This is a genomic window from Butyricicoccus sp. Marseille-Q5471 (genome assembly GCF_951230135.1).
Taxonomy (GTDB): domain Bacteria; phylum Bacillota; class Clostridia; order Oscillospirales; family Butyricicoccaceae; genus Agathobaculum.
This window is the reverse complement of record NZ_CATNVC010000006.1, coordinates 56,462-81,067: the sequence shown is the minus strand read 5'-3', so window position 1 is coordinate 81,067 and position 24,606 is coordinate 56,462. Positions and strand designations below refer to the sequence as shown.

Below are 24,606 nucleotides of genomic sequence, written 5' to 3'. Positions count from 1 at the left end.
TCTGTCGCGTTGCCTTGCAAGCCTTTGTATGGTGTGATAAAATAACAATATCGTGGGCAAATATACCCATAACAATAGATGGAGTGAAAAGAATGGACTATAACCGTTTGGCGGAACGTCTTTTTCCGCACATTACAGATTCGCCAGAGCAGATTGAACAGCAATACCCAAAGCGTGACCTGCCGGAAGGGGCTAAAGTGACCCGCATGGGCCCGAGCCCGACCGGATTTATGCATCTTGGTAACTTGTATGGCGCTTTGGTAGACGAGCGTCTCGCTCACCAGTCGGGCGGCGTGTTCTATCTGCGTATTGAGGATACCGATAAAAAGCGCGAGGTTGAGGGCGGTGTGAAAACAATCATCGAAGCCTTCTCTTCGTTTGGACTGCAGTTTGATGAAGGCGCCACTCTGGATGGCGAACGCGGTGTTTATGGTCCTTACCGACAGTCCCAGCGTGCCGCGCTTTATCAGTGCTTTGTAAAATCACTGGTGGAACGGGGACTGGCCTATCCGTGCTTCTGCACAGAGGACGAGCTGTCTGCTGCCCATGCCGCACAGGAAGCCAACAAGGAGAATTTCGGATATTACGGTAAATATGCAGTTTGGCGTGACCGTACGATGGAAGAAATCGAGAATGAGCTGCAAAAGGGAACACCCTATGTGATCCGCTTCCGTTCGGAGGGCAGCATCGAGAATAAGGTAAAGCACGAAGACCTCGTTAAGGGTAAGATGGAAGTTACGGAGAACGATCAAGATATCGTTATCCTGAAATCGGATGGCATTCCGACCTATCACTTTGCGCATGTAGTGGATGATCATCTGATGGGCACGACCGTCGTTGTGCGCGGCGAGGAATGGCTCGCAACGTTGCCCGTGCATTTGCAGCTGTTTCGCGCAATGGGGTGGAAGGCACCGAAGTATGCACACACCGCGCAGCTGATGAAAATTGATCCCGAAACCGGCGGCAAACGTAAGTTATCTAAGCGCAAAGATCCGGAGCTTGCACTGGATTTTTATTATCGGGAAGGATATCCAGTGCCTGCCGTCATGGAATATCTGATGACACTGCTCAATTCTAACTTTGAGGAATGGCGTCGTGCAAATCCGGACGTTCCGATGAACGATTTCCCGTTCTCGACGAAGAAAATGAGCGGTTCGGGTGCGCTGTTTGACATCGAGAAGCTGAAGGACGTATCCAAAAACGTGATTTCCCGCATGTCTGCCGACACCGTATACGACTATATTGCACAGTGGAGCGCAGACAACGATGCCGATTTTCATCAGCTATTGGTGCGGAATCCTTCGTTCTCTAAGGCGTATCTGGCAATCGGCCGCGGTGGTAAGAAGCCGCGCAAGGATTTGGCACTTTGGTCGGATGCGAAGCCCTATATGGACTTTATGTTTGACGAGCTGTTTCAGCCGGACTATACGCTGCCGGAGCATGTCTCAGCAGAGGATGCAAAGGGTATACTGACAGCATATGCTGCGCAGTTCGACGAAAACGATACGCCGGACGGCTTTTTTGAAAAAATGAAGTCAATTGCCGATCAGTTTGGCTTTGCCAGCGACACTAAGGTCTATAAGGCAAATCCGGAAGCCTACAAGGGTGCGGTGGGCGATATTTCAATGGTCATTCGCATTGCGGTTGCCGGCCGCCAAAATGCGCCAGACCTGCAGACGGTCATGAGCATTTTGGGACGCGACCGTGTGCTCGACCGTCTGAATAAATGCGCAGCAGCGCTCTAATCTACCTTTTGGGGGAATAATAGCATTATGATGGAAGAAGTAAGCAATTTTCTGACTGAAATTATTGATGAAGATATCGCGGCGGGTCTTGGTGAGACCATCCACACCCGTTTTCCGCCCGAGCCGAACGGCTATCTGCATATCGGTTCAGCCAAGGCGATTTTTATCAATTGGTCGATTGCAAAGAAATATAACGGAAAGTTTAACCTTCGTTACGACGATACAAACCCGGTTAAAGAAGACACCGAGTATGTAGATTCAATCTGGGAGGACATCAAGTGGCTGACCGGTGAAGAGCCGAACGGCGGCGTGTACTATGGTTCGGATTATTTTGAAACCTGCTATGAGTGTGCAGTGCAGCTGATTCGGGATGGCAAAGCGTTTGTCTGTGATTTAACGCAGGAGGAGATGCGCGCCTATCGCGGCACGCTGACCGAGGCGGGCAAGGAAAGTCCATATCGCAGCCGTACACCGGAGGAAAATATGGCACTGTTTCAGGATATGCGCGCGGGAAAATTCCCGGACGGTACCAAAACGCTGCGCGCCAAGATTGACATGGCCAGTCCGAATATGAATTTGCGCGACCCTGCAATCTACCGTATCGTGCGTGCGCACCACCATCGTCAGGGTGACAAGTGGTGTATTTATCCGCTTTACGACTTCGCGCACCCGATTCAGGATGCGATTGAGGGCATTACTCATTCGCTTTGCTCGATTGAGTTCGAGAACCATCGTCCGCTGTACGAGTGGGTGGTGGATAATTGCCCGCTGCCGCACCATCCCAAGCAGCGCGAATTCGCTCGGCTGAATGTGACCAACACGGTTATGTCCAAGCGCTATCTGCGCGAACTGGTTGAGACCGGCAGGGTAGAGGGGTGGGACGATCCTCGCATGCCCACGCTGAGCGCGCTGCGCCGCCGCGGTTACACGCCGAGTGCGATTTTGGATTTTGTTCAGCGCGCCGGCATTGCCAAGGCAAACTCGCTGGTAGATATCAAACTGCTGGAACACTGCATTCGAGAGGAACTGAACAAGACCGCGATCCGACGCATGGCAGTGACCGAGCCGATCAAGATGGTCATCACCAATTATCCGGAGGACAAAACCGAGTGTTTTGAAGTGGCGAACAATCCGCAGGATGAAAATGCAGGCGTGCGTCAAGTGCCGTTCACGCGTGAACTGTATATTGAGAAGAGCGACTTTGCCATGGTACCGCCTCCGAAGTTCCAGCGCCTGAAGCCGGACGGCGAGGTGCGTCTGATGGGTGCATATATTGTCAAGTGCAATGAGGTCATCACAGATGAAAAGGGCGAGGTCGCTGAACTGCGCTGCACTGCTGATTTGGAAACCAGTAACGGTATGCCGGTTGACGGCCGCAAGGTGAAGGGTACAATTCACTGGGTGTCTGCGCCGACTGCGCTGGATGCTGAGGTGTATCTGTATGAGAACCTGTTTACCCTTGAGAATACAGGTGATGTGCCGGAGGGCACAAATTATCTGGATTTCCTCAATCCCGAATCGCTGAAGCATCTGACCGGATGCAAGCTTGAACCGTCAGTTGCAGAAGTGGAACCGGGCACGCGCATGCAGTTTGTCCGTATGGGTTACTTTGTAAAGGACAGAGAGAATGGACGGTACAACCGTATCGTTACACTAAAGGACAGCTTTGCGAAAACCATGAATAAGTAATTAAAAAACCGTCTGCCGAGTGCAGACGGTTTTTTTAAAATTGTGCTTGAGCCACTGCGTATGCTACGGCGTGAAAAACCCTCCCGAGCTTTGCAGCGCGGGAGGGTTGAAATCAATCAGCGAAATCGATTAGGCTTCAGCCATAATCTTCTTCAGCTTGGCAAAACGGGGCAGACCGTTTTCCTTCGGGCCTACGTTATCGCCGTTCACCAGCGGCAGAGCGTAGTCGACGAAGCCCTGGGTCACGCCGTTGTGCTCGTCGTTGATCCACTCCATCGGAACCTTCTTCTCGGTGTTGGCAACCTTGGACAGCGGCAGTAGTTCGATTTCGCACTTGTAGCCGTTCTCGTCGCGGGTGCACTTGAAGCCGGGCATGAAGTCGGTCTTGCCGGCAACTGCGTTCTCAACAGCAGCCTTGCCGGACATATAGGACTCGTCCGCATCGGTCTTGGAAGCGCAGTGTGCAGCGCAGCGCTGCAGCAGGGAGAGCTCGATGCCGCGAACCTTGCAGCCCAGCTCGTTCTTAACCGTGTCAGCCAGCTTTGCAGCCAGACCGCCCAGCTGAGCGTGGCCGAAGCCGTCGGTTGCAGAGGTTTCAGCCTCAGAAACGAAGGTGCCGTCAGCATAGTGGATGCCTTCGGAAACAGCGATCAGGCAGTTGCCCTTCTCGTCGTAAACCTTCTTGACGTCCGCCAGGAACTTCTTCATGTCGAAGTCGGTCTCGGGGAGGTAAATCAGGTCGGGGCCCGCGCCCTGAGCGGTAGCAAGACCGGCAGCAGCGGTCAGCCAGCCTGCGTGACGACCCATAATCTCAACTACGCATACCATGCCGGTGTCGTAAACGCGTGCGTCCTGATAGATTTCCATGCAGGAGGTTGCGATATACTTGGCAGCGGAAGCGAAGCCGGGGCAGTGGTCGGTGCCGAAAAGATCGTTGTCAATCGTCTTCGGGATGCCCATGACGCGGCACTCGTAGCCGGACTTCAGCATATACTTGGAAACCTTGTTGCAGGTATCCATGGAGTCGTTGCCGCCGTTGTAGAAGAAGTAACGGATATCGTACTTCTTGAAGATCTCAAGGATGCGCTTGTAATCGGTGTCATCCACATCGGGATCGGCCAGTTTGTAACGGCAGGAGCCCAGAGCAGAGGAAGGGGTGTAACGAAGCAGAGCCAGTTCGTCACGGTCTTCCTTGTCGATGTCGTACAGCTCATCGTTCAGCAGGCCCTTGATGCCGTGTGCCATACCGAAAACGCGGGTAATAGACGGGCAGTCAAGCGCGGTTTCGAGCGCGCCGAGCACCGAGGTGTTGATGACCGAAGTCGGGCCGCCCGACTGGCCGATGACGCATGCGCCTTTGAGTTCACTCATAATTAAGAAAACCTCCTAACAAATTGAAACACATCAGGGTCAATTGCCTTCTGCATTTTCTTTCATTATAGAGGATACCATAAAGCGCCTGAAAAATCAATTTGATTTTGCAAATTTTACGCTTAATAGCAGGGGGTAAGGCGAAAATGGAAAAAGCGGATGGCTTTTTGGATATTGGTCTTGATTTTAGGCGGACATACTGTTAAAATGATTTTAGAATTCTTGAAAAGATATTCTCTTGAGAAAGAAAGGAAGTACCACTTATGGCATTAGTAACCAGTGCTGAGATGTTTAAGAAGGCCTATGACGGCGGCTACGCTATCGGCGCCTTCAACGTAAACAACATGGAAATCGTTCAGGGCATCACCGAGGCTTGCCAGGAGCAGAAGGCTCCTGTCATCCTGCAGGTTTCCAAGGGTGCACGCGCTTACGCTAACCACACCTACCTCGTAAAGATGGTAGAGGCGGCTGTAATCGAGTGCCCGGATATCCCGATTGCTCTGCACCTTGACCACGGCTCTGATTTTGAAATCTGCAAGGCTTGCATCGACGGCGGCTTCACCTCCGTTATGTTCGACGGCTCGCACCTTCCCTATGACGAGAACGTAAAGGTTGCCAAGCAGGTAGCTGAATACGCTCACGCTCATGGTGTTGTTGTAGAGGCTGAGCTGGGTCAGCTGGCTGGCGTTGAAGACGACGTTTGCGCAGAAGAGCACCAGTACACCGATCCCGCGCAGGTGCAGGACTTCGTTGAGAAGACCGGCGTTGACTCCCTAGCGATTGCAATCGGCACCTCGCACGGCGCTTACAAGTTTAAGCCCGGCCAGAACCCGCAGCTGCGCTTTGATATCCTGGCTGATGTATCTGATCGTCTGCCCGGTTTCCCGATTGTTCTGCATGGCTCTTCGTCCGTTCCGCAGGACTTCGTAAAGAAGGTAAACCAGTACGGCGGCGCTATGCCCGACGCGATCGGCATTCCGGAAGAGATGCTGCGCGAGGCTGCTAAGGGTGCGGTTTGCAAGATCAACATCGACTCCGATATCCGTCTGGCCATTACTGCGGCTATCCGTGAGCACTTTGCTCTGCATCCGGCGGATTTCGATCCCCGTCAGTACCTCAAGCCGGCTCGTCAGGCTGTCAAGGACATGGTTTCCCACAAGTTGGTCAATGTTCTGGGCTGCAACGGCAAGGCCTAATCTGTTTTTTCAGATCAATCAAGTGCACCGCTTCGGCGGTGCGCTTTTTTGTCTTATTATTGCACTTTTTTCATACTTTACACTATGAAAGCGATGTGTTATAATGTATGCGTGATGAGAAAATATTTGAAAAAGGAGGAATTTGCTTTGAACAGAAAGCTAAAGGATGAAGATATGGACATCCTGTTTCATGGTATTTTGGGACTGCAGTCGGTTGAAGAATGCTATGATTTTTTTGAAGACCTCTGCACAATTGCCGAACTGCGTGCAATGGTACAGCGTTTTCAGGTAGCACGTATGCTCGATGAGGGGCGTATTTACAGCGATATTGTACAGGAGACTGGCGCGTCGACCGCGACAATCAGCCGGGTGAATAAATGTTTGGTTTACGGATCGGACGGCTACCGCAAGCTGCTCGACCGCCTGAAAGAGCAGGAGAATGGATAGTTACCGCACCTTGTCGGCATACTATGACCGATTTACAGACGATGTCGGCTATCCGGAATGGGCGGATTTTTTTGCGCGTATTTTTGCGCGTGAGGATGTTTCGCCGCGGTTGGTGCTTGATTTGGCTTGCGGCACGGGCAGCTTAACGAGAATTTTAGCAGAGCGTGGTTATGAGATGATTGGAGTCGATGCATCGGCCGATATGCTGATGCAGGCAATGAACAATACAATCGACTGTGACCCGCGCCCGCTGTTTCTCAACCAGCGCATGGAAACACTCGATTTGTATGGCACAATCGACGTGTGTCTGTGCTGTTTGGACAGCATCAATTATGTGATCGACCCGCAAGCGCTGCAGCAAGCGTTTCAGCGTGTGCACCTATTTCTGGAGCCTAAAACCGGCCTGTTTGTGTTTGACATCAACACCCCTGCGAAATTTGCCCGCATCGACGGGAACAGCTATGTCCGGGAGGACGACGATGTATTCTGCGTCTGGCAGGCGGCGGTTGAGCATGACCTGTGCGCCTACCAGTTTGACATTTTTGAACGCGAGGATGAAGTGTGGCATCGTGCGCAGGAAACGCATGAAGAACGTATCTATACAATTGATCAGCTGACTGAGATGTTGGAACAGGCAGGTTTTACAGAAATCAAAACCTACGGTGACTTCGCGTTTTCGCCTGTTCGGGGCGAAGAGGATCGCGTGTTTTTCACCGCACGAAAGAGAGACTAACGAACGTATTATGAGTGATACCTTACTCCGCGCACTGGCTCGCAATGCGGGCATTCAAATTACTGCCGCAGTAACGACTGAATTGGTCGAGCGCGCACGGCAGATTCATAAAACGCTGCCGGTTGCCACGGCGGCGCTCGGCCGTACGCTGACGGCGACGGCGATGATGGGCAGTCAACTCAAAGTTGATGACGGCTCGATTACGGTACAGTTCAAGGGAAATGGGCCGTTGGGCGCAATTGTCTGTGTAGGCGATTCGGACGGCTATGTCCGTGGCTATCTGCAAAATCCGGCCTGCGACCTGCCGCTTCGAGCGGATGGCAAGTTGGCAGTCGGCGCAGGTGTTGGTCGTGGCTATTTGATGGTTATTAAGGATATTGGCCTCAAAGAACCGGTGACGGGTACAGTCGCACTGGTCAATGGCGAAATCGCCGAGGACTTGACCCGCTATTTTGCCGAAAGTGAACAAATTCCGTCCGCATGTGCACTGGGTGTGCTGGTTGACACCGATCAGTCGGTCAAATGCGCCGGTGGTTATCTGGTGCAGCTGATGCCCGGTATTCAGGATGCTGATATTGACCGGCTGGAAGCGAATCTTGCAAAGGCTGAGAGCATGACGTCAATGTTGGATCACGGCATGACGCTGGAGGAGATTGTTCAGACGGTGCTGGATGGCTTCGAGGTTGAATTCCTGCAAAGCGATGCAATCGGCTATCGCTGCGCTTGCACGAGGGACAAAGTGACGCGCGCGCTCATCAGCATGGGACGCGAAGAACTGTCCCAAATGGCGGGAGAGCAAGAAGTCAGTGAAGTGACGTGCCAGTTCTGTGACAAGGTGTATGCATTTACCGGCGACGAGCTGCGTGAAATTTTGCGGCAGGCAGAAACATAAGATATCATAAAAACTTTTGTGCAATTTGAAATGTCAAGATAAAACTGTGTAATTTCAGGAAATTATTTTTTCATCTGGTGCAGGAGGAAATATTTCTAGGATTGCTGGAGTGATTTCAATGCCTTCGCGCTCTAAGGCTTCATAGAAAATATCTGTGGAACATTTGCCCTTGAACATGGGGCGCGGGTAATGATTCATCCAATCTTGAATATGCCTTGCTTTGGCCTGAGACACGCCTAGCATGCTTGTACCCTTTGGGACGTGTCTACGTATTAGACGGTTGGCATTCTCGTTACTGCCACGCTCACAGCTTGCAAACGGATGGCAATAAAAGACGGTTGTACGCTGCTTGCCTTTATGGAATTCAATATGCTTGGCATCGGCAAACTCACTGCCGTTGTCCATGGTGATGGTCTTAAAGATTTTTGAAAATGCACTTTCAAAATGTGAGGACAGCCGATTGAGCGCCTTGACAGTATTCGCTGCTGTCTTGGCGCTCATTTTCATTATCAGTTCTTGTCGGCTATGACGTTCGGTCAAGACGAGCAGACAATGGCTCTTGCCTTTTTGTTTGCCGACAACGGTATCCATTTCCCAATGGCCAACATCATGGCGGGATATACTACGCTGCTCTATGCTTCTATACGCACTCCTTGCGGGCATCCGCTTGGAGTGCTGTTTTTTTGGTCGTTTATCTACTGGCAGATGTATATTTTTGAGATGCAGAAACATGCCTTCGTTTATGTAGCGGTAGAGGGTAGTGCGAGAGATACAGAGATTAAAACCGGATTTTTGCGCGGCAAACAAAGCGGCATCAACGCTATACCGCTCTTTCATTATTTTGCGCTCAATAAAAGCTGCATAGGCATGGTTATTGCCCAGCTTATCAGGTCTACCTTTTGCGGTCGATTTATTATCATAATCCTTTTGGGCAATCTGTGCGCTATATGATATGTAGTATGTCCATGTACGATAGTCCAGAAGCTGACACGCACCACGTTTCAGCTCACGCCGTATTGTCTCATAGCTTGTACCAACAGCAACGGCTATCTCCTTTTTACTATGGCCTTGACGATACAATGCTTCTATTTTTATCCGGTCATCGCGGGATAAATGCTTATTATAATGCGGCTTTACAAACATTACTACACCTCCAAATCGCAAGTTTACCAGTCATAGGGTTTTCTGTCAATTTAAAGGGACGCGAGAGCGCAGCTAGGCAGAACGATAAGCATGCCGTTGCTGTGCTGGTCGCTCAGTATTATTCCCCAGTCAAGACCACAAAATTTTTCTGCGAAAATTTTTGCGCGAGTGGCCTTCGGCCAGTCTTGACAGTGAAACAATACTGGGCTGATGGTAGGCATCAAAGCTCGCGAGCGAGCTTTGCTCGCACAACTTTTAGATGATGGAGATTGACGGAGGTAAAAATTATGACTAAGAATGAATTTATGGAAGCATTGTTTAATCTGGTGGCTGACAAGGTTGAACCAATCAAGAAGTATGTTTTCAAAAATGCAGAGGAATGGTTTATAACACGTCCTGACCTTGGAAAGCTGGTAGAAAAATATCAAAACACAAGAACTAGTTATATGAATGACTTGAAAAACGGCTTTGACTCTTCGTATTATGCAGATCTCTACAAAGCATACGAGAAAGCATTTAGTGCTATCGCATATGAAGATTGGTGGCACGAATACTACCAAAAGCATGAAAAGGAAAAAGCAGCCGAGCAGGCCTAAAACGACAAAGCACCCCCAACGAGTATTTGTTGGGGGTGTTTTATATGAGTGCTGAGGTGGTCAGGAATTGTTATAGAGCATACAAAGACCCAACAAAATACAAATAAGTAGCAAGAAACAAGAAGAATCCAAAGTAATCACCAGAAATCAAATAATTTGTTGTTTATGCTCACAAGGGGAAAGAACCTCAGAAAATCGTGCGGGACAATCAGTAGCAGCACAATCTTCACAGGTTTCATAAGGATTAGGAACATCAGCAGGAGTATCCCAATAGGCCCAGTCCTTCGGAGGTAAGTCAGGGCGTTCATAGCTATCAAATAGTTTCCAGAGCGGAGGGCAATAGATCCATTTAGAACTCAAGACAGGCAGACCAAAATAATAATGGTCACAGATTTGATGGGTATTTTCGTCGATACCGACTTTACGAAAAATACGCTTAGTTACAATAAAATGGGGAATAAAAGACTTTTTAACCACGTACATATTTTGAGCAAGACGGCGAAGAGTCACTTCCATATCTTCATGGGATTGAGAAAATACATCAACAGAAACACCACAATGACGATGCAGCTTAAAAAATTTAATAGCGGATTTAGGGAACTCTTTATGATTACGGTTATTAAATTCGATACCAGCCTCATCAATAATCATTTTTCCGTCTTCAATCATGATATTGCCAATATCCTTCATACAATCAAGTTTATAGGTACCCTTGATAGGGACATTGGAATAGACAGGGATTTTTCGTTTCCAGTTATGGCCGGACAAAATCCAATTGGTAAAGCGGCAGGGAAAACGATGGCAGAGACGAATGATAATACTTTCACGGTTTGCTGCACGAGCGAGGTAAGCCGCGAAGGTGGTTTTACCAGAGCCGGGGACACCGAAATAGACGTTAAGCTGTAAAGCGTGCTTGGGATGTCGAATATTGTCAAATTGAATCCAAAGAAACACAATTATAATTAAATAAAGCATATATCAAACCTCATAATCAGTTAAAAAAAGATATAGGGCGGGGCGGGTTTTCACGCCGCCGCCGCCCTTTCAGGAAAGTTAGATGGGGAAATATCAGACATTGAACATACGCTTGAACAGTCCAACGCCAACACCGATAAAGCCCATCACGCAGCCGATAAGCAGCAGCGGTTCACCAGAAATAGTAGTGGCAACCGTACCGACCCAGCCGACAGCAGAGGTAAAGACAGTGCCAATAGTGGCAAGCAATTCAGTCATACAAGTATCCTCCTTTCAATAACTTCTTACAAAAATCACATGCTAAACATACGCTTGAACAGACCAACACCCACACCAATGAAGCCCAATACACAGCCGACCAGCAGAAGAGGGGTATCAGCAATCGTAGACGCAACCGTACCAACCCAACCAACAGCAGCAGTGAAAACACTGGTGATGGTAGTCAACAGAGTAGCCATAGTCATAAGTAAGTTCTCCTTTCCACTAGAATAAGCTTACAACCTTACGGCAGCAGCACCTTAACCGTTTTCGCAATAAAGCAAAGCAGGATAAGACCAAACAAATAGATAATCGGCTCAGAAGCCAGAAAATCGGCCACCAGATGCAGCACAGCATCGCAGAAAGCAATCATATTAGCCATGCTTCATAAGACCTCCAATCAACGCGAAAAGCGACCAGAGGACAAGTGCGAACAAGGCAGCACCAAAGAGCCAATACCAATCAAGCCCGGCAAGACCGGGGACGTACTCCTGATAGGTCACTGCCGTACCGTCAGCGAGATATTCCGTAACAGTTTGGGTACGTGGATGATATGTACCGAAAAGGCGGTATACAGCCGCTGAGAGCGTTGTATCATCCTCTTGGTATGGGTAATCATCCAAGAGGAATGTAGCGTATTCAGGGAGCGTCTCAACGCTCTCTGTTTCTGTGTTTTCAACTGCTGTGGGACTGGTTTGCTCGACCGCAGGAACAGTCACATTAACGATAACATTCTTATTATCACTTTCATAAGTAACCGTTTCACCCTGTTCCACTGCCGGAGCAGTTTCAGGGACAGTCTCAGCAGCATAGACAGGAAGCGTAAGCACCGACAACACAGCCAGTACAACCGATGTACGAAAAAATTTCATATTGTCACCTATTTAAAAACCAATTTTGTTACGGTTGTTCCACCGATAGGAATTTTTCAGTTTTTCCGCATTGTTTGCAGCGCGTCCATAGTCCGCGCTACCCATGCCGCCGATACCGGAAATCAGGCCGAAAAGCGAAATGGAAAAGCGGATAATAAAAAGTGCGATTGCCAGAGCGGCGAAGCTAACATTTAAACCGGGAACTTGCGTATTAACAAACATTTTCCAGATAGCACCAAAAACAGTTTTTGCAATCTCCGTTACCATAAAATCACCCCTTACGTGAATGCGCCGATAAGGCGCAGGACAAGGTCTGCAATGATTGTGATAATACGAATCACAAGGGTAAGCAGCGACACTGCAATTACTGCCCAAACAGGAATCCAAAGGCCAAGTGGCAGCCAACCGAAAAACGAGGAAAGAAGCGCTTCAAGCATTTTGTATTCCTCCTATCGTGTCAGCATCTTAGTGATTGCGAACAGGCAAATCATAAGGAAACAGGCTGAGAAAACAACACGAAACACGAGGGGAAACGCATTGAAGATATTTTTCATCTCACTGAACACTTTCAGGACATCAAACGGAAGTCCGATAGTTCCCATCAATCCCATGTTAACCACTCCAATCTACTTCACCGAGGATGGAAAAAATATCGTTGCTACTATCGCCTGAGGTGGTGATAAATTTACCGATACCATCACCGATGAAACCATTAAAACCGTTCCAGAAGAAACTGAGCAAATCACGGAGAAGGCCGAACGAGCCTAAAAGGGATTTTTCTTGGTTATCCTCTGTTTCCTCTGAAGGTTGCGTATCGACAGGAACACGCGAAATACGATTGCACATAGAACAGATATACATGTCATAGGCATCGGTTACAATATTACCCTGTTCGTCATACGTGGCGGGAATCGTTTGATAGAATTCATAATCATGTGGCAGCACGTCCGAGCGTTCCTCATAGGAATCACCGCAGGAGCAAGTGAAGAGGGTTAGTCCGGAGGTGATGCAGGTAGATTCACTGACCACGGTACTTTTATACTCGTGGGTATGGTCAGGGTCGTAAGATAATCCTGCAAAGGTTCGCGCAAGCCATGTACGGAACTCCAACCACTCATTTTTCCACCAGTCCAGAAAGCCAGAAACATCACCAGAGCCGCCGATGTCAACCGAGCCGCTGCCAGATGCATCAGCGTCCACGTAGTAGAAATTATAGGTCTTGTCACCAGTTTCGTAAGTGATGTATTCATCGCCATATGTAACGGTTGTCTTTTCACCGTCTGTGGTGAGAATTTCATAAATGCGCTTGATGTAATCATAGACCCATGATTCAATTTCCTTTGATTCACCTGTGACAGGGTCTGTAACGGTGTTTTCTGCTTCGTTTACAATGGTTTGGTCTTCAATTACTTGAAGTTCGCCTTCGTTGTAATAGCCGATGTCACCAGTAAGGATGGTGGGGCGGGAATTGTTGGTGATATTCAGAGTAGTATGGTCACCAACTACACCAGTATAAGGAGTAAGATCAAAGTAAGCTCTACCAGAAAAAGAAGCAAAATTGCCAGCTACCTTTTGTTCTACGGCTAAAGATTCAGAACCGTTGCCTGGATATACTTTCACACCAGAATTAATGTTATAATTCTGAGGCATATAGCTAGAAACATAACAATTATCGAATACCATATCAACGCCACAAGAATACTTTCCCGAGAAAGGAGCGGATATAGGTGAAAATTTACAATATCCAAATGTCAAAGAAGTCAAAGACTTTAGAACACCTGAAACCGTAAAGCCATCCGAAGAAATTGAAGAACTATCAACGCCTGTACCAGTTATAGATACGGCGGGAAAATATACACGCACACCGCCGTTTATCAACGTTGCCGAGCCGAGGTCGGTTTGCATTTGGTCGGTGTATTGGGTGTAGGCTTCGCTGAATACGTCAGCTGATGCTCTGCCGCAGTATTGGCAAACGTAGTGCACGCCGACGTTATCGCCTACTTGGGTGTTTTGCTTTTGAAAGTCATGTTTATGGTTAGAAGAAGATGCGCAAACCGAAGCATCCGTAACATACGAAAAGCAATCAACTAGAAACTTTCCAGCAGAATTCACATTTTCATTAGCCGCCTTAGCATAATCTATAAAATTAGAAATGAGCGTAGCAGCAATTCCTGCATCAACTGCCGATGCAGTAGTAAAAGATGAAGAAATAACAATTGTAAGCGATAAAAATAATACTGCTATTCGCTGAAACAAATTGACACACCTTCATTTCTACGGTAAAATTAGGAAAAAGGAGGGAATACAATGCAGTTTATGGACGCTTTAATGGGAATCTTAGCAAGCGTTATGGTATTAACTCTATACATAGGCTATATCGCTTGGCTAGTCACAAAAATAGTTCTTCGAACAATTCGAAAAGACCGAGAAAAATATGGACCGATGTAATGTGAAAGACCGTGAGTAATCGCGGTCTTTTTAATTGGTGACTACGATGCGGCAATCACCAAAGGCGGCATAGCGCGAAATTATTTCATGCACAACATGCCAATACGTTGTTACACAAATCAGCTTGTTAGAATGGTCGTAAATGTAAAATGTCATGGTGTTTACCTCTTTCTAAACCTAAGAAAATAATTGTATTAGGATACCAGATTTAAAAACAGAAATTATAGTCAAAGCATCAAAAAGAGAAATAATGATATAGCCAACTACTGAGTATTGAGGACAGATTCTTTCCAAAACCATTGCATACATTCCGGTAATAACAGCAATACCAAGAATAAACACAAATTCAGAAATAAAAATCACTGCGCAACCTCCATATTCACTTGTATAGCCTGTTCAGCTTCTTGCACCCAACTAAAGCGATTACAATAGGCCTGTACGCCTTCATACTCGACCGCAACACCGTTCTTGTCGTACATGACCACATTGTGAATACGGCGAAAGAAAGCGTTACGGCTTTCGCGGTCTACGTTTAGATACTGTTCATCGGGCGGGACGTTGGTAATCAAATACACCTTGGTATAACAGGCTTGGCGATTGAAATAGCGGCAGGGCAGCAAGAGCGGATAACCGTCCAGATAGTTGAGCATATCGCCATGCTTTAAGCCGCCGCGAAATTCTTCAAAGATAAGCACGTCCTGACCGTCATAGGTATCAAAGGGGTGTTTGTAGTCGGTGACGCGATAGCAATTGGCATAGCCGAATTTATCCATCACAGAGCGAGTCTTGCCCGCGCCAGTCGAACCGAAAATATACGTCACTTCGAGGTTGCGCCATGAATTGGCAAACTCGGCATCACGATACATGGAGCGCGTACGCTCGATTTTTTCAAGGTCTTTATACGCCGTGTTTACAGCGTCAACAATTTCAAGGTTTGTCGCACCGTCTTTAATCAAGCTAACGATACGTTCAGCGTCTTTCGACTTACCTTGCTGCTCGCGGGGCATCTCGCCCCACTCAAGGAAAGTATCGGCATAGTTTGTGCCAGTGTGACGCTTGCCGTTACCGTCTACGTAGTCATACGTGCCGTCAGGCTGCTTGTTAAAGCGTTCGCCGTCTTTGGCTACGTAATCGCGGTTTTGCATTGACGTGCCGTGTGCGATTTCACGATGCGCACCGGGGAACGAATTCGCCAGAACGGTATGCATCTTAGGATTTTTGAAAGCTATGTAGAGGTGCGTGTGATATGTGCCCTCTGAGCCGACTTCATCACACATGCACCAGTAAACCACGGATGCAATCTCTTCAATTTTCTCGACAATCACATCGTGGGTGAATCCGTGCTCTTCGGGATTGTTGAAAGTTAACTGCCATTTCCGAGCCTGTGGCATTTCTCCGTCCTCCATACATGAACATACAAACATACAGAAGTTGCAGGGGGTAATACTGTACCCCTGCAACTAACGCGCCTTGCGGCGCGTTAGCGGGGGAAATGGTGGAGGACGCTGACGGAAAAGGAAACAGAACGCCCGCTGACGGCATTTATGGCACTTATCGCCATAATGCCTACACGATGGGCGCGGTTCGTTTGGGTGTGGGTAGTCCATGGGCGTTACCGTACAAGTTCAAAGCCAACGATAAAGCCGTGAGAATCACGGTCAATATCGTAAATTTTGCCGATTTGAATATCGGGCAGCGGATACGTCTTAGGGTCGAGCCAAATAGCATCGACAGCAGAACCTTCAACGCCGTTTTTCTTGTGTGCAACATGCACCACGTTAGCGGCGAAATCCTTACCAGTTTTCTTGGACGTGCCACTAATAAATTCCTTACCCATTACAGTTGCTTTCATATGATTCACTCCATAAATTTTTGTAGTATAAACCGTGTGGTCTATCCACAGTTAGAGTAATACATCACAAACTTTTGTGCAATTTGAAAAAAGTATTGACAATCGGCACGAAATTTGGTATCCTAATCAGGCAGGGTTGAGAAACCCCGCCTGTTATCCGGGTGTAGCGCAGTTGGTAGCGTGCTTGACTGGGGGTCAAGAGGCCGCAGGTTCAAGTCCTGTCACTCGGACCATTTCAAAACCGCTTGGGATCATTCAAGCGGTTTTTGTATTTCGTTATTGCGCAGGTTTTGTTGCTTTGCTCGCAAAAAAATGTGAGCAGAAAACAAAAAAAGCTTGCAATTTCGGCAATGTGATGGTAGAATAGAACTACTGACGAATAGAATACAAAGGAGGTGTTTTCGGAATGCCAAACATTAAATCTGCGAAGAAGCGTGTTAAGGTTAACACTGTTAAGGCCATGAATAACCAGATGGCTAAGAGCGCGCTCAAGACCGTCCTGAAGAAGTTCGACGGTGCTGTTGCTTCTGGCGACAAGGCGGAGGCCACTGCTGCATATACGACTGCTGTTAAGGCGGTTGATCAGGCGGCTGCCAAGCACCTCCTGCATAAGAACAACGCGGCCAACAAGAAGAGTGCGCTGACTGGCAAGCTCAACGGCATGGCTTAATTGTCAATAGAAAGAATCCGCTTAGGCGGGTTCTTTTTTTTATTCTGAAACATTTTGATATCCATCTAAATATACTTGACAACAGCATGGAGAGGCGTTATTCTATATTTAGACAAAGTTCGAAATGAGGTGATTAAATGGGGTTCCAGCAAAGTTTTAAAGCATTGTCGGATCCGATTCGGCGTGAGATTCTGCACTTGCTGCGTGCAGGGCCGATGCCGGCAGGGGACATTGCAGCGCGGTTCGATGTTTCCGGAGCGACGATTTCGCACCATTTGTCGATTCTGCGTGAGGCGGGGCTGATATTGGACGATAAGCAGGGAAAGTACATTTACTATGAGCTCAACATGTCGGTCGTAGACGAGATTCTTGGTTGGCTGAGCGCGTTGAAAGGAGATAATAGTCGTGAAGAGATTTAGCAGAATGCAGATTTTTGCATGGATTCTTGCCGTGATACCGCTGGTGATGATTGCAGCCGTGTATGGGCGCCTGCCGGCGGAAATCCCGACGAATTGGGGATTTAATGGGGTGGTACTCTATGGATCAAAATCAACTTTGTGGATGATGGGAGGCTTAAGCGTGCTGTTTGCCGTGCTGTTCCCGTTGATTCCATATATCGATCCGCGCCGAAAAAATTATGATAAGTTCATGCCGTCCTATGATTTGTTTCAAGTGATTATGATGCTGTTTATGATTGCTATGTGCGGTATTATAATTGTAGAGAGTTTTTGGCCGGGCACGGTCAGCGTCGGCACTGCGGTGACTGCGATTTGCAGCGTGCTGTTTATCATACTGGGCAATATGCTGCCGAAATTCCGACAGAACTATTTCGGCGGCTTGAGAAATCCGTGGACACTGGACAGTGAAACGGTGTGGATTCGGACGCACCGACTCGCCGGGCGCATGTTGTTTGGAGCCGGCATCCTCGGCTTCCTTAGCTGTTTGATGCCTGAAAAACCGAGAATGATTTTCTTCTTCACGGTGCTGATGGTTGCGTTGCTGATTCCAAACGTAATGAGCTATATTTGGTATCGGGAAGAGCAGAAAAACAAGCCGTAAAGAAAGGCAGGCAATGACGTGCCGGTGGGAAATGATGCGCGCTGATTCAGGGAAATGACCGCTCAGTTGTGTGTTTATGTGAGGCTGCTCAGGGAATGCATGTACGGATAGGGAAAGCGTCGGATATCGCAAAAATGAACCGGGAAATAGATGAATCGGAAAATTTTGAGCGAAAAATGCACGGAAAAGTATAGATAGTGCGCGTTCGGGCGAGAATTTTATGCAACTTTTCGCTTGAATAGTGGGGAAGCGTATGTTATAATCGGGCAGTAAGTTTGCAGAGGTGGGAAAAAATGCCCATCATGTTTGCAAATTGATTGCAAGGAGAAGATTATGAAAAGAACGCGTAAGCTAATAGCTGTTGTGCTATTAGTTGTCCTCGTTGCCATCAGCGGACTCACCGCAGCTCTGGCGACTGACAACTCACAAACCTATGCGTATCTGCCCGATCATTCTGTGTATTTTTATGACGTTTCTGATGGCTTTGCGTGGGCGCACCGAGAGGTGGACTCTCTTGCGTTGGCCGGGGTCATTAAGGGCAGTGGCGACTATTTATTCAATCCGGAGAACCCGATCACACGCGCCGATTTTATCGTGATGCTTGATCGCGCCTATGGCATGAGTCAGGCGCTCCAAAGCGGTGCAATTGCATCGAAGGGCACCTTTGATGATGTGCCGCAGGAGGCGTACTATGCTTCCGCGGTAACCGCTGCAAAAGCCTGGGGCATTGCAGCCGGAGCAGAGAACAACCGTTTTCAGCCGCAGGCGTACATGACGCGTCAGGATGCAATGGTCTTTCTGGAACGTACGCTTGACCGTGCCAGTATTGCTCTGGTTGACGGTACGCTCGCGGAATTTCCGGACGCAGACCAAGTGGCGGAGTATGCACGCGCCGCTGTTGGCGCATTGGTTAAGGCACAGGTTGTTGGTGGATCAGATGGTGCGATTAAGCCGACAGATAATGTCACCCGGGCCGAAATGGCGGTCATGCTGTATCGCGTCACCCACTTGACGGTACAGGACGGCAGCACGTTTTACGAAAAACGTGGTGATGTGGTCAATGTCTGCATTGGCTCGCAGGTTTATCGTGATGTGATTATTGAGAATTATGATGAGAGCGTGCAGTATAGTGACCTGATGCGTTATTCCAAGCTACGTCAGGTGAATGGTGTGACGTATATCACGCTTGCGGAAAATCAGCCGATTGACCGCACCATGGTCTACCGCCAGAATGAGATTCTGGTGAGTCAGCCGACGGAAAAGAATCCGAATAACACTGTAACCTATCCGATTGCGGAAAACTGTGTTGCGATTGATGTGACGCATTATCACAAAATGGATGCACTGGAGAGCACGGGCGGTAAGTACCGCTACAGCTATCCTTCCATTGTTGACGGTGAAGTTACGATTATTTATTACGTGCAGGCATAAAAAGAATCCCGCCCCCTAAGGGCGGGATTCTTTTTATGCTTCTGTATGTGCGGCAAAAATCTCATGGGCTTCAGGCCAGACACGTTTCAGAGATACGGGCCGGTCGCCTGCAGCCAGAAAACAGTGTCGGCTTTCACCGGTACAGCGCAGTGCCCCGGTTTGCTTGTCGGCGATTTTGTATCCAATCGTCATTTTGACGCCTGTATAGCTGAGTACACGCGCTGTAACCGTTACGACCTCGGAGAAGCGAACCATGTGCTTATACTCACAACTTACACCCAGAACCGGACTGGAAAAGCCGAGCGCCTCAAAACGGTCGTAGCCGATGCCAAGCTGCTCGAGCATATCGACGCGCGCCTCTTCAAACCATCGAATATAGTTGGAGTGGTGGATGATGCCCATGCCGTCGGTTTCGTAGTACTGCGCTTTGTGTTCGTAGGGAATCATGTGTGGGCTCCTTTGCGAAAATGATTCATTAAAAGGAAGCACAACGCGGCTATATCAGCAGCCGCGTTGTGCTTTGTATTATTTAAAGTAGCGAACGCCGTTTTCGAAAATCGGCTGATATTTGTTACCGTAGATATTGTGACCGACGTAGGGGCTATAGCGCTCTGTGTGGCCCATCTTGCCAAGCACACGGCCATCAGGGGAGGTGATGCCCTCAATCGCGCACATCGAACCATTCGGATTCCATGCAATATCCATAGACGGTTCGCCTGCAAGATCGGTATACTGGAACGCAATCTGACCGTTGGCAATCAGCTCGTCCACCACGTGTTGCGGCGCAACGAAGCGGCCTTCGCCATGCGAGATTGCAATAGAGTGCAAATCTCCGACCTCACACGACGACAGCCACGGGGATTTGACCGAAGCGACACGCGTGGTGACATAGCGGCTCTGGTGGCGGCCGATGAGGTTGAAGGTCAGCGTCGGGTCGTCAGCGGTCATCTCATCGCGGATTTCACCGTAGGGTACAAGTCCCAGCTTAATCAGCGCTTGGAAGCCGTTGCAGATGCCGAGCATCAAGCCGTCACGTTTTTGCAGTAGCTCGTGCACCGCGTCCTTGATACCGGGGCCGCGCAGGAAGGATGCAATAAACTTGCCCGAGCCATCGGGCTCGTCACCGCCGGAGAAGCCGCCGGGCAGAACGACCATCTGTGCACGGCGAATGGCCTGCTCCAGCTGTGCAGCGGATTCATGAAGTGCATCTGCGGAGAAGTTGCGCACAACGATAATCTCTGCCGCACCGCCTGCGTTTTCGACCGCGCGCGCGGTGTCGTATTCGCAGTTGGTGCCCGGGAAGACCGGAATGACAGCCAGAGGCTTTGCCGACTTCACAGCAGGGGCAGCGGTGCTGCGTTCGGTAAACGATACGGTTTTAAGCTGTTCGTCCGAAGCGGCTGCCTGGGTCGGGAATACGCTTTCCAGCTTGCCTTCAAACGCAGCGGTCAGTTCGTCGAGCGATACTGATTCGCCGGCAACCGATACGGCCTGATCATCCGTCGTGCAGCCGACCAGCCAGTAAGCCGGCAGCTCGCACGCCGCTTCAATCAGGATGCCGCCAAAGTTCTTGAGGAAGAGCGCGTCGGCAGGGAAGGAGGGATCAAATTCAAAACCAACCTTGTTGCCGAGTGTCATTTTGCACACGCCTTCGGCGATGCCGCCGACTGTCAGCGCCCAAGCGGAAACCGCACGGCCGCTTGCAATCAGGTCAGCAACCTCGTTCCACGTGTGCTTTAGGGTGATATAATCGGGCGAACCGTCCGGATAGTACGGTGCATCGAAGAAGTAAACCGGATGACCGCCCGCCTTAAATTCGGGAGAAATCAGTCGATCCGCATCCTGCGGGGCAATGGCGAACGAAACTAACGTGGGCGGTACGTCCATGTCGCCGAACGAGCCGCTCATGGAGTCCTTGCCGCCAATTGCGCCGAGGCAGAGTTCCTCCTGCGCGGCGTATGCGCCGAGCAGAGCCGAAAGCGGCTTGCCAAAGCGCTTGGGATCGCGGTTCAGACGCTCAAAATATTCTTGGAACGTCAGGTAAGCGGTTTCAAAATCGCAACCTGCTGCCACCAGCTTGGCCACCGATTCGATGACCGCAGCGGAAGCACCGAGGAAGGGGTTCTGTTCGGTGAAATAAGGGTCAAAGCCGTAAGCCATGACCGATGCAGTCGAGCACTGGCCGGAAAGTGCAGGCATAGTCGCCGCCATGACCTGCGTCGGTGTCAGCTGATACTTGCCGCCAAAGGGCATGAAGACGGAGTTTGAGCCAATCGAACCGTCAAACCGTTCAACTAGACCGCGCTCAAGGCAAACGCCGAGAGACGAGGCATGTGCAAGCAGCTTGGCCTTCATTGTGTCACCCACAGGCTCGCACGCAATAGACGGCGCGGGCATTGCGGCGATTTCCGCATCGGCATGCTTGGCGCAGCCGTTGGTGTTGAGGAAGTCGCGGGATACGTCGGCAATCATGGTGCCGTTCCATGACAGGCATAGACGGTTTTTGTCCGTCACTTCGGCAACGACGACCGCTTCGATGTTTTCCTTTGCGGCAGCTGCGATGAAGGCATCGACATCCTTCGCACGCACGACGACCGCCATGCGCTCCTGCGATTCGGAGATGGCAAGCTCAGTGCCGTCCAGACCGTCGTACTTCTTGGGTACGGCATCAAGATTGATGTCCAGACCGTCGGCCAACTCGCCGATAGCGACAGAAACGCCGCCTGCGCCGAAGTCGTTGCAGCGGCGGATCAGCTTGGTCACATCGCCGTTGCGGAACAGACGCTGAATCTTGCGCTCCTCCGGGGGATTGCCCTTCTGCACCTCAGCACCACAGGCTTCGAGTGATTCCTCGGTGTGGCTCTTCGACGAACCGGTTGCACCGCCGCAGCCGTCACGGCCGGTTTTGCCGCCGAGCAGGATGACGATGTCGCCCGGATCGGGCACTTCGCGAATAACGTTTTCCGCCGGAGCCGCACCGACAACCGCACCGATTTCCATGCGCTTAGCGACATAACCCGGGTGATAAATCTCGTGAACAAGGCCGGTAGCCAGACCAATCTGGTTGCCGTAGGACGAATAGCCGGCGGCAGCTGTCTGGCACAGCTTGCGCTGGGGCAGCTTGTGCTCAAGCGTTTCGGAAAGCGGAACGGTCGGATCGCCCGCGCCGGTCACACGCATCGCCTGATAGACGTAGCTTCGGCCGGACAGCGGGTCGCGAATCGCGCCGCCAAGGCAGGTCGCTGCGCCGCCGAAGGGTTCGATTTCGGTCGGGTGGTTGTGGGTTTCGTTCTTGAACATGAGAAGCCAGTCTTCAAGTCTGCCGTCGATATTGGCTTTCACCTTGATGGAGCAGGCGTTAATTTCCTCGGATTCGTCAATATTCTTGAGATATCCGCGCTTTTTAAGAACTTTCGCAGCGGCAGTCGCGATATCCATCAGCGTGATGGGGCGCTTGGATGCCTTCTCCTCGCCGTAAACCTCAACACGGGCGGCAAGATAGCGGTCGAATGCGTCCTGTACCATCGGGTCGTTGATTTGCACGCCGTCAATCTCAGTCAGGAAGGTGGTGTGGCGGCAGTGATCCGACCAGTAGGTGTCAACCATCCGCACTTCGGTGATGGTGGGGTCGCGCTTTTCCTCGTCGCGGAAGTAGGTTTGCAGGAACTTGAGATCATCGAGATCCATTGCAAGGCCCATATTGCCGAGCAGAGAGGAGAGCGCGGCATCGTCCATATGCATGAAGCCGACAACGGATGCAACCGTGGTCGGAATAGCATAGGTCACCTTGAGCGTTTGGGGCTTGTCCTGTGAAGCTTCACGCGCGTCGACAGGGTTGATGAGATAATTCTTAATCTGCTGCATATCGTCCGCAGACAGTTCGCCTTCAAGTACGTAAATTTTAGCGGCCGCAACAGTCGGACGTTCGCCGCCGGTCAACAACTGAATGCACTGTGCGCAGGAGTCGGCGCGTTGGTCAAACTGACCGGGCAGCGGCTCGACCGCAAGCACGGTGTGCGCACCGGTAGGCAGCGGAAAGGCTTCGTCATAGCAGACATCTGCCATCGGCTCGGAAAATACGATGGTGGCAGCCTTCTGATAGGCTTCGGGTGCGAGACCCTCTACATCATAGCGACACAGATAACGCACACCGGTGAGATTTCTGATTTCGAGCAGGTCGTGCAGGCTGGCAAACAGACTGCGCGCTTCTACGTCAAAACCAGGCTTTTTTTCAGAATAACAACGATTGACGCTCATTTTTTCGATTCCTCTCATGTTCAAGTAGTCAAAAATTCGCTTGTACACTTATTTTACCTGTTTTTTTGACATAAATCAATGACGCGGCCGACAAATTCCTTTTGAATTTAACAAGAAATCGTGTATAATATTTGGTAAGGGAAAACCAAAGGGGACTTGCGCAGGTAACGCGTCCTGCGAAAGTCCCCGGTATCTGAAAAAAGCGGACGGCGCGGTGACGCGCTGACGATCCGCTTATCATCAATTTATGCCGCGCGGGCCCGCGTGGTTACAGGAGGAAGAAGCATGGAAATCAAACTGTCGCCGTCTATTCTCTCGGCGGACTTTGCAAATTTGGCGCGTGATATCAAAATCGCCACCGATGCGGGTGCGGAATACGTGCACGTCGATGTCATGGATGGCCATTTTGTGCCCAATATTACGATTGGCGCACCGGTCGTTAAGGCGCTGCGCGGTGCAACCGATAAGGTGCTCGACGTACATCTGATGATTTCTGATCCCGATCAGTATCTGGATGATTTCATCAAGGCCGGCTCGGACATTATCACCGTTCATTATGAATCCAACGGTGATACACTTGAGCAGCTCAAAAAAATTCGCGCGGCGGGTGTCAAGGCGGCATGCGTTATCAAGCCTAAAACACCGGCTGAAGTGCTGTTCCCGCTGCTGCCGTACTGCGATATGGTGCTGATTATGACAGTGGAACCCGGCTTTGGCGGACAGGGCTTCATTCCGGAGTGCATGGATAAAATTCGCGCGGTGCGTGCGGAAATCCAGAAGAATGGCTATGCGTGCGAGCTGGAGATTGACGGCGGCGCAAAGCTTTCGAACACGGCGGACATCGTTGCGGCAGGCGCGGATGTCATTGTTGCAGGTTCTGCTGTTTTCGGCGGAGACATCGCGGCAAATGTCAAGGCGTTCCACGATGTGTTTGCGGAAGGTGCGGCCAAAGCCGATTGGAGCAAGTAAATA

29 protein-coding genes and 1 tRNA gene are annotated in these 24,606 nt (G+C 49.9%); 14 read left to right on the top strand and 16 right to left on the bottom strand.

The window, feature by feature from the left end; genetic code table 11:
• Positions 1–92: 92 nt before the first annotated feature.
• The gene (gene gltX, locus QOX26_RS08670) at positions 93–1,745 is read left to right on the top strand and encodes a glutamate--tRNA ligase (protein ID WP_283674577.1); all 1,653 of its coding nucleotides are present in this window, start codon (positions 93–95) and stop codon (positions 1,743–1,745) included.
• Between the two features lie 30 nt (positions 1,746–1,775).
• Positions 1,776–3,434 carry a glutamine--tRNA ligase/YqeY domain fusion protein gene (locus QOX26_RS08665; protein WP_283674648.1) on the top strand — a complete coding sequence of 553 codons (1,659 nt, stop codon included), beginning with the start codon at positions 1,776–1,778 and terminating at the stop codon, positions 3,432–3,434.
• A gap of 129 nt (positions 3,435–3,563) precedes the next feature.
• Here the strand turns inward: QOX26_RS08665 and QOX26_RS08660 are convergent, their stop codons facing one another.
• On the bottom strand, positions 3,564–4,805 hold the full coding sequence (locus tag QOX26_RS08660; protein WP_283674576.1) for a 6-phosphofructokinase: 1,242 nt from the start codon (positions 4,803–4,805) through the stop codon (positions 3,564–3,566).
• A 263-nt stretch (positions 4,806–5,068) separates the two neighbouring features.
• Here QOX26_RS08660 and fba point away from each other — a divergent pair, with 263 nt between their 5' ends.
• The 4 genes from fba (at position 5,069) to hslO (ending at position 8,073) form a co-directional block, all read left to right on the top strand.
• Positions 5,069–6,001 carry a class II fructose-1,6-bisphosphate aldolase gene (fba, locus tag QOX26_RS08655; protein WP_283674575.1) on the top strand — a complete coding sequence of 311 codons (933 nt, stop codon included), beginning with the start codon at positions 5,069–5,071 and terminating at the stop codon, positions 5,999–6,001.
• Positions 6,002–6,148: 147 nt separating this feature from the next.
• Positions 6,149–6,448 (top strand): YerC/YecD family TrpR-related protein, encoded by a 300-nt coding sequence (locus QOX26_RS08650; protein WP_283674574.1) that lies wholly within the window; start codon positions 6,149–6,151, stop codon positions 6,446–6,448.
• Entirely contained in the window at positions 6,441–7,181 is a 741-nt protein-coding gene (locus QOX26_RS08645) for a class I SAM-dependent DNA methyltransferase (RefSeq protein ID WP_283674573.1), read from the top strand. Before QOX26_RS08650 ends, QOX26_RS08645 begins: the two co-directional genes overlap by 8 nt.
• Before the next feature lie 10 nt (positions 7,182–7,191).
• On the top strand, positions 7,192–8,073 hold the full coding sequence (gene hslO / locus QOX26_RS08640; RefSeq protein WP_283674572.1) for an Hsp33 family molecular chaperone HslO: 882 nt from the start codon (positions 7,192–7,194) through the stop codon (positions 8,071–8,073).
• A 54-nt stretch (positions 8,074–8,127) separates the two neighbouring features.
• Here hslO and QOX26_RS08635 read toward each other — a convergent pair whose 3' ends face one another.
• Positions 8,128–9,216 (bottom strand): IS30 family transposase, encoded by a 1,089-nt coding sequence (locus tag QOX26_RS08635; RefSeq protein WP_283674571.1) that lies wholly within the window; start codon positions 9,214–9,216, stop codon positions 8,128–8,130.
• A gap of 287 nt (positions 9,217–9,503) precedes the next feature.
• On the opposite strand from QOX26_RS08635, the gene QOX26_RS08630 reads away from it, so the two are divergent.
• The gene (locus tag QOX26_RS08630) at positions 9,504–9,812 is read left to right on the top strand and encodes a hypothetical protein (protein ID WP_283674570.1); all 309 of its coding nucleotides are present in this window, start codon (positions 9,504–9,506) and stop codon (positions 9,810–9,812) included.
• A gap of 147 nt (positions 9,813–9,959) precedes the next feature.
• On the opposite strand, the gene QOX26_RS08625 is transcribed toward QOX26_RS08630, so the two are convergent.
• The 8 genes from QOX26_RS08625 to QOX26_RS08590 all read right to left on the bottom strand — a co-directional run bounded on the left by QOX26_RS08625 (position 9,960) and on the right by QOX26_RS08590 (position 14,173).
• Positions 9,960–10,787 carry a zonular occludens toxin domain-containing protein gene (locus QOX26_RS08625; protein WP_283674569.1) on the bottom strand — a complete coding sequence of 276 codons (828 nt, stop codon included), beginning with the start codon at positions 10,785–10,787 and terminating at the stop codon, positions 9,960–9,962.
• Positions 10,788–10,880: 93 nt separating this feature from the next.
• Complete coding sequence (locus QOX26_RS08620) at positions 10,881–11,045, bottom strand: hypothetical protein (protein WP_283674568.1); 165 nt, start codon at positions 11,043–11,045, stop codon at positions 10,881–10,883.
• Between the two features lie 35 nt (positions 11,046–11,080).
• On the bottom strand, positions 11,081–11,251 hold the full coding sequence (locus QOX26_RS08615; RefSeq protein WP_283674567.1) for a hypothetical protein: 171 nt from the start codon (positions 11,249–11,251) through the stop codon (positions 11,081–11,083).
• 38 nt (positions 11,252–11,289) lie between these two features.
• Positions 11,290–11,427 carry a hypothetical protein gene (locus QOX26_RS08610; protein ID WP_283674566.1) on the bottom strand — a complete coding sequence of 46 codons (138 nt, stop codon included), beginning with the start codon at positions 11,425–11,427 and terminating at the stop codon, positions 11,290–11,292.
• On the bottom strand, positions 11,420–11,917 hold the full coding sequence (locus QOX26_RS08605; RefSeq protein WP_283674565.1) for a hypothetical protein: 498 nt from the start codon (positions 11,915–11,917) through the stop codon (positions 11,420–11,422). The genes QOX26_RS08610 and QOX26_RS08605 overlap by 8 nt, the downstream gene beginning before the upstream one ends.
• Positions 11,918–11,929: 12 nt before the next feature.
• Positions 11,930–12,184, bottom strand: coding sequence for a hypothetical protein (locus QOX26_RS08600; protein ID WP_283674564.1), 255 nt, complete (start codon positions 12,182–12,184; stop codon positions 11,930–11,932).
• 11 nt (positions 12,185–12,195) lie between these two features.
• Positions 12,196–12,354 carry a hypothetical protein gene (locus tag QOX26_RS08595; RefSeq protein ID WP_283674563.1) on the bottom strand — a complete coding sequence of 53 codons (159 nt, stop codon included), beginning with the start codon at positions 12,352–12,354 and terminating at the stop codon, positions 12,196–12,198.
• 175 nt (positions 12,355–12,529) lie between these two features.
• Complete coding sequence (locus QOX26_RS08590) at positions 12,530–14,173, bottom strand: hypothetical protein (protein ID WP_283674562.1); 1,644 nt, start codon at positions 14,171–14,173, stop codon at positions 12,530–12,532.
• 51 nt (positions 14,174–14,224) lie between these two features.
• Here QOX26_RS08590 and QOX26_RS08585 point away from each other — a divergent pair, with 51 nt between their 5' ends.
• Complete coding sequence (locus tag QOX26_RS08585) at positions 14,225–14,365, top strand: hypothetical protein (RefSeq protein ID WP_283674561.1); 141 nt, start codon at positions 14,225–14,227, stop codon at positions 14,363–14,365.
• 30 nt (positions 14,366–14,395) lie between these two features.
• Here QOX26_RS08585 and QOX26_RS08580 read toward each other — a convergent pair whose 3' ends face one another.
• The 4 genes from QOX26_RS08580 to QOX26_RS08565 form a co-directional block, all read right to left on the bottom strand.
• On the bottom strand, positions 14,396–14,521 hold the full coding sequence (locus tag QOX26_RS08580) for a hypothetical protein (protein ID WP_283674560.1): 126 nt from the start codon (positions 14,519–14,521) through the stop codon (positions 14,396–14,398).
• A gap of 21 nt (positions 14,522–14,542) precedes the next feature.
• Positions 14,543–14,728 carry a hypothetical protein gene (locus tag QOX26_RS08575; RefSeq protein ID WP_283674559.1) on the bottom strand — a complete coding sequence of 62 codons (186 nt, stop codon included), beginning with the start codon at positions 14,726–14,728 and terminating at the stop codon, positions 14,543–14,545.
• Positions 14,725–15,789, bottom strand: a complete 1,065-nt coding sequence (locus QOX26_RS08570; RefSeq protein WP_283674558.1) for a replication protein — start codon at positions 15,787–15,789, stop codon at positions 14,725–14,727. The genes QOX26_RS08575 and QOX26_RS08570 overlap by 4 nt, the downstream gene beginning before the upstream one ends.
• Positions 15,790–15,977: 188 nt before the next feature.
• Positions 15,978–16,217 (bottom strand): hypothetical protein, encoded by a 240-nt coding sequence (locus tag QOX26_RS08565; RefSeq protein WP_283674557.1) that lies wholly within the window; start codon positions 16,215–16,217, stop codon positions 15,978–15,980.
• A gap of 157 nt (positions 16,218–16,374) precedes the next feature.
• Between QOX26_RS08565 and QOX26_RS08560 the strand changes: the two genes are divergently transcribed.
• The 5 genes from QOX26_RS08560 to QOX26_RS08540 all read left to right on the top strand — a co-directional run bounded on the left by QOX26_RS08560 (position 16,375) and on the right by QOX26_RS08540 (position 19,377).
• A tRNA-Pro gene (locus tag QOX26_RS08560) sits at positions 16,375–16,450 on the top strand.
• 173 nt (positions 16,451–16,623) lie between these two features.
• Entirely contained in the window at positions 16,624–16,887 is a 264-nt protein-coding gene (gene rpsT / locus QOX26_RS08555) for a 30S ribosomal protein S20 (protein WP_283674556.1), read from the top strand.
• A gap of 137 nt (positions 16,888–17,024) precedes the next feature.
• Positions 17,025–17,306, top strand: a complete 282-nt coding sequence (locus QOX26_RS08550) for an autorepressor SdpR family transcription factor (RefSeq protein WP_283674555.1) — start codon at positions 17,025–17,027, stop codon at positions 17,304–17,306.
• Positions 17,293–17,946 (top strand): SdpI family protein, encoded by a 654-nt coding sequence (locus QOX26_RS08545; protein WP_283674554.1) that lies wholly within the window; start codon positions 17,293–17,295, stop codon positions 17,944–17,946. Before QOX26_RS08550 ends, QOX26_RS08545 begins: the two co-directional genes overlap by 14 nt.
• 333 nt (positions 17,947–18,279) lie before the next feature.
• Entirely contained in the window at positions 18,280–19,377 is a 1,098-nt protein-coding gene (locus tag QOX26_RS08540; RefSeq protein WP_283674553.1) for an S-layer homology domain-containing protein, read from the top strand.
• Between the two features lie 33 nt (positions 19,378–19,410).
• Here the strand turns inward: QOX26_RS08540 and QOX26_RS08535 are convergent, their stop codons facing one another.
• Both QOX26_RS08535 and QOX26_RS08530 read right to left on the bottom strand, forming a co-directional pair.
• Positions 19,411–19,824 carry an acyl-CoA thioesterase gene (locus QOX26_RS08535; protein ID WP_283674552.1) on the bottom strand — a complete coding sequence of 138 codons (414 nt, stop codon included), beginning with the start codon at positions 19,822–19,824 and terminating at the stop codon, positions 19,411–19,413.
• 78 nt (positions 19,825–19,902) lie between these two features.
• Positions 19,903–23,634, bottom strand: coding sequence for a phosphoribosylformylglycinamidine synthase (locus QOX26_RS08530; protein ID WP_283674647.1), 3,732 nt, complete (start codon positions 23,632–23,634; stop codon positions 19,903–19,905).
• 285 nt (positions 23,635–23,919) lie between these two features.
• On the opposite strand from QOX26_RS08530, the gene rpe reads away from it, so the two are divergent.
• On the top strand, positions 23,920–24,603 hold the full coding sequence (rpe, locus tag QOX26_RS08525; protein WP_283674551.1) for a ribulose-phosphate 3-epimerase: 684 nt from the start codon (positions 23,920–23,922) through the stop codon (positions 24,601–24,603).
• Positions 24,604–24,606: the final 3 nt, after the last annotated feature.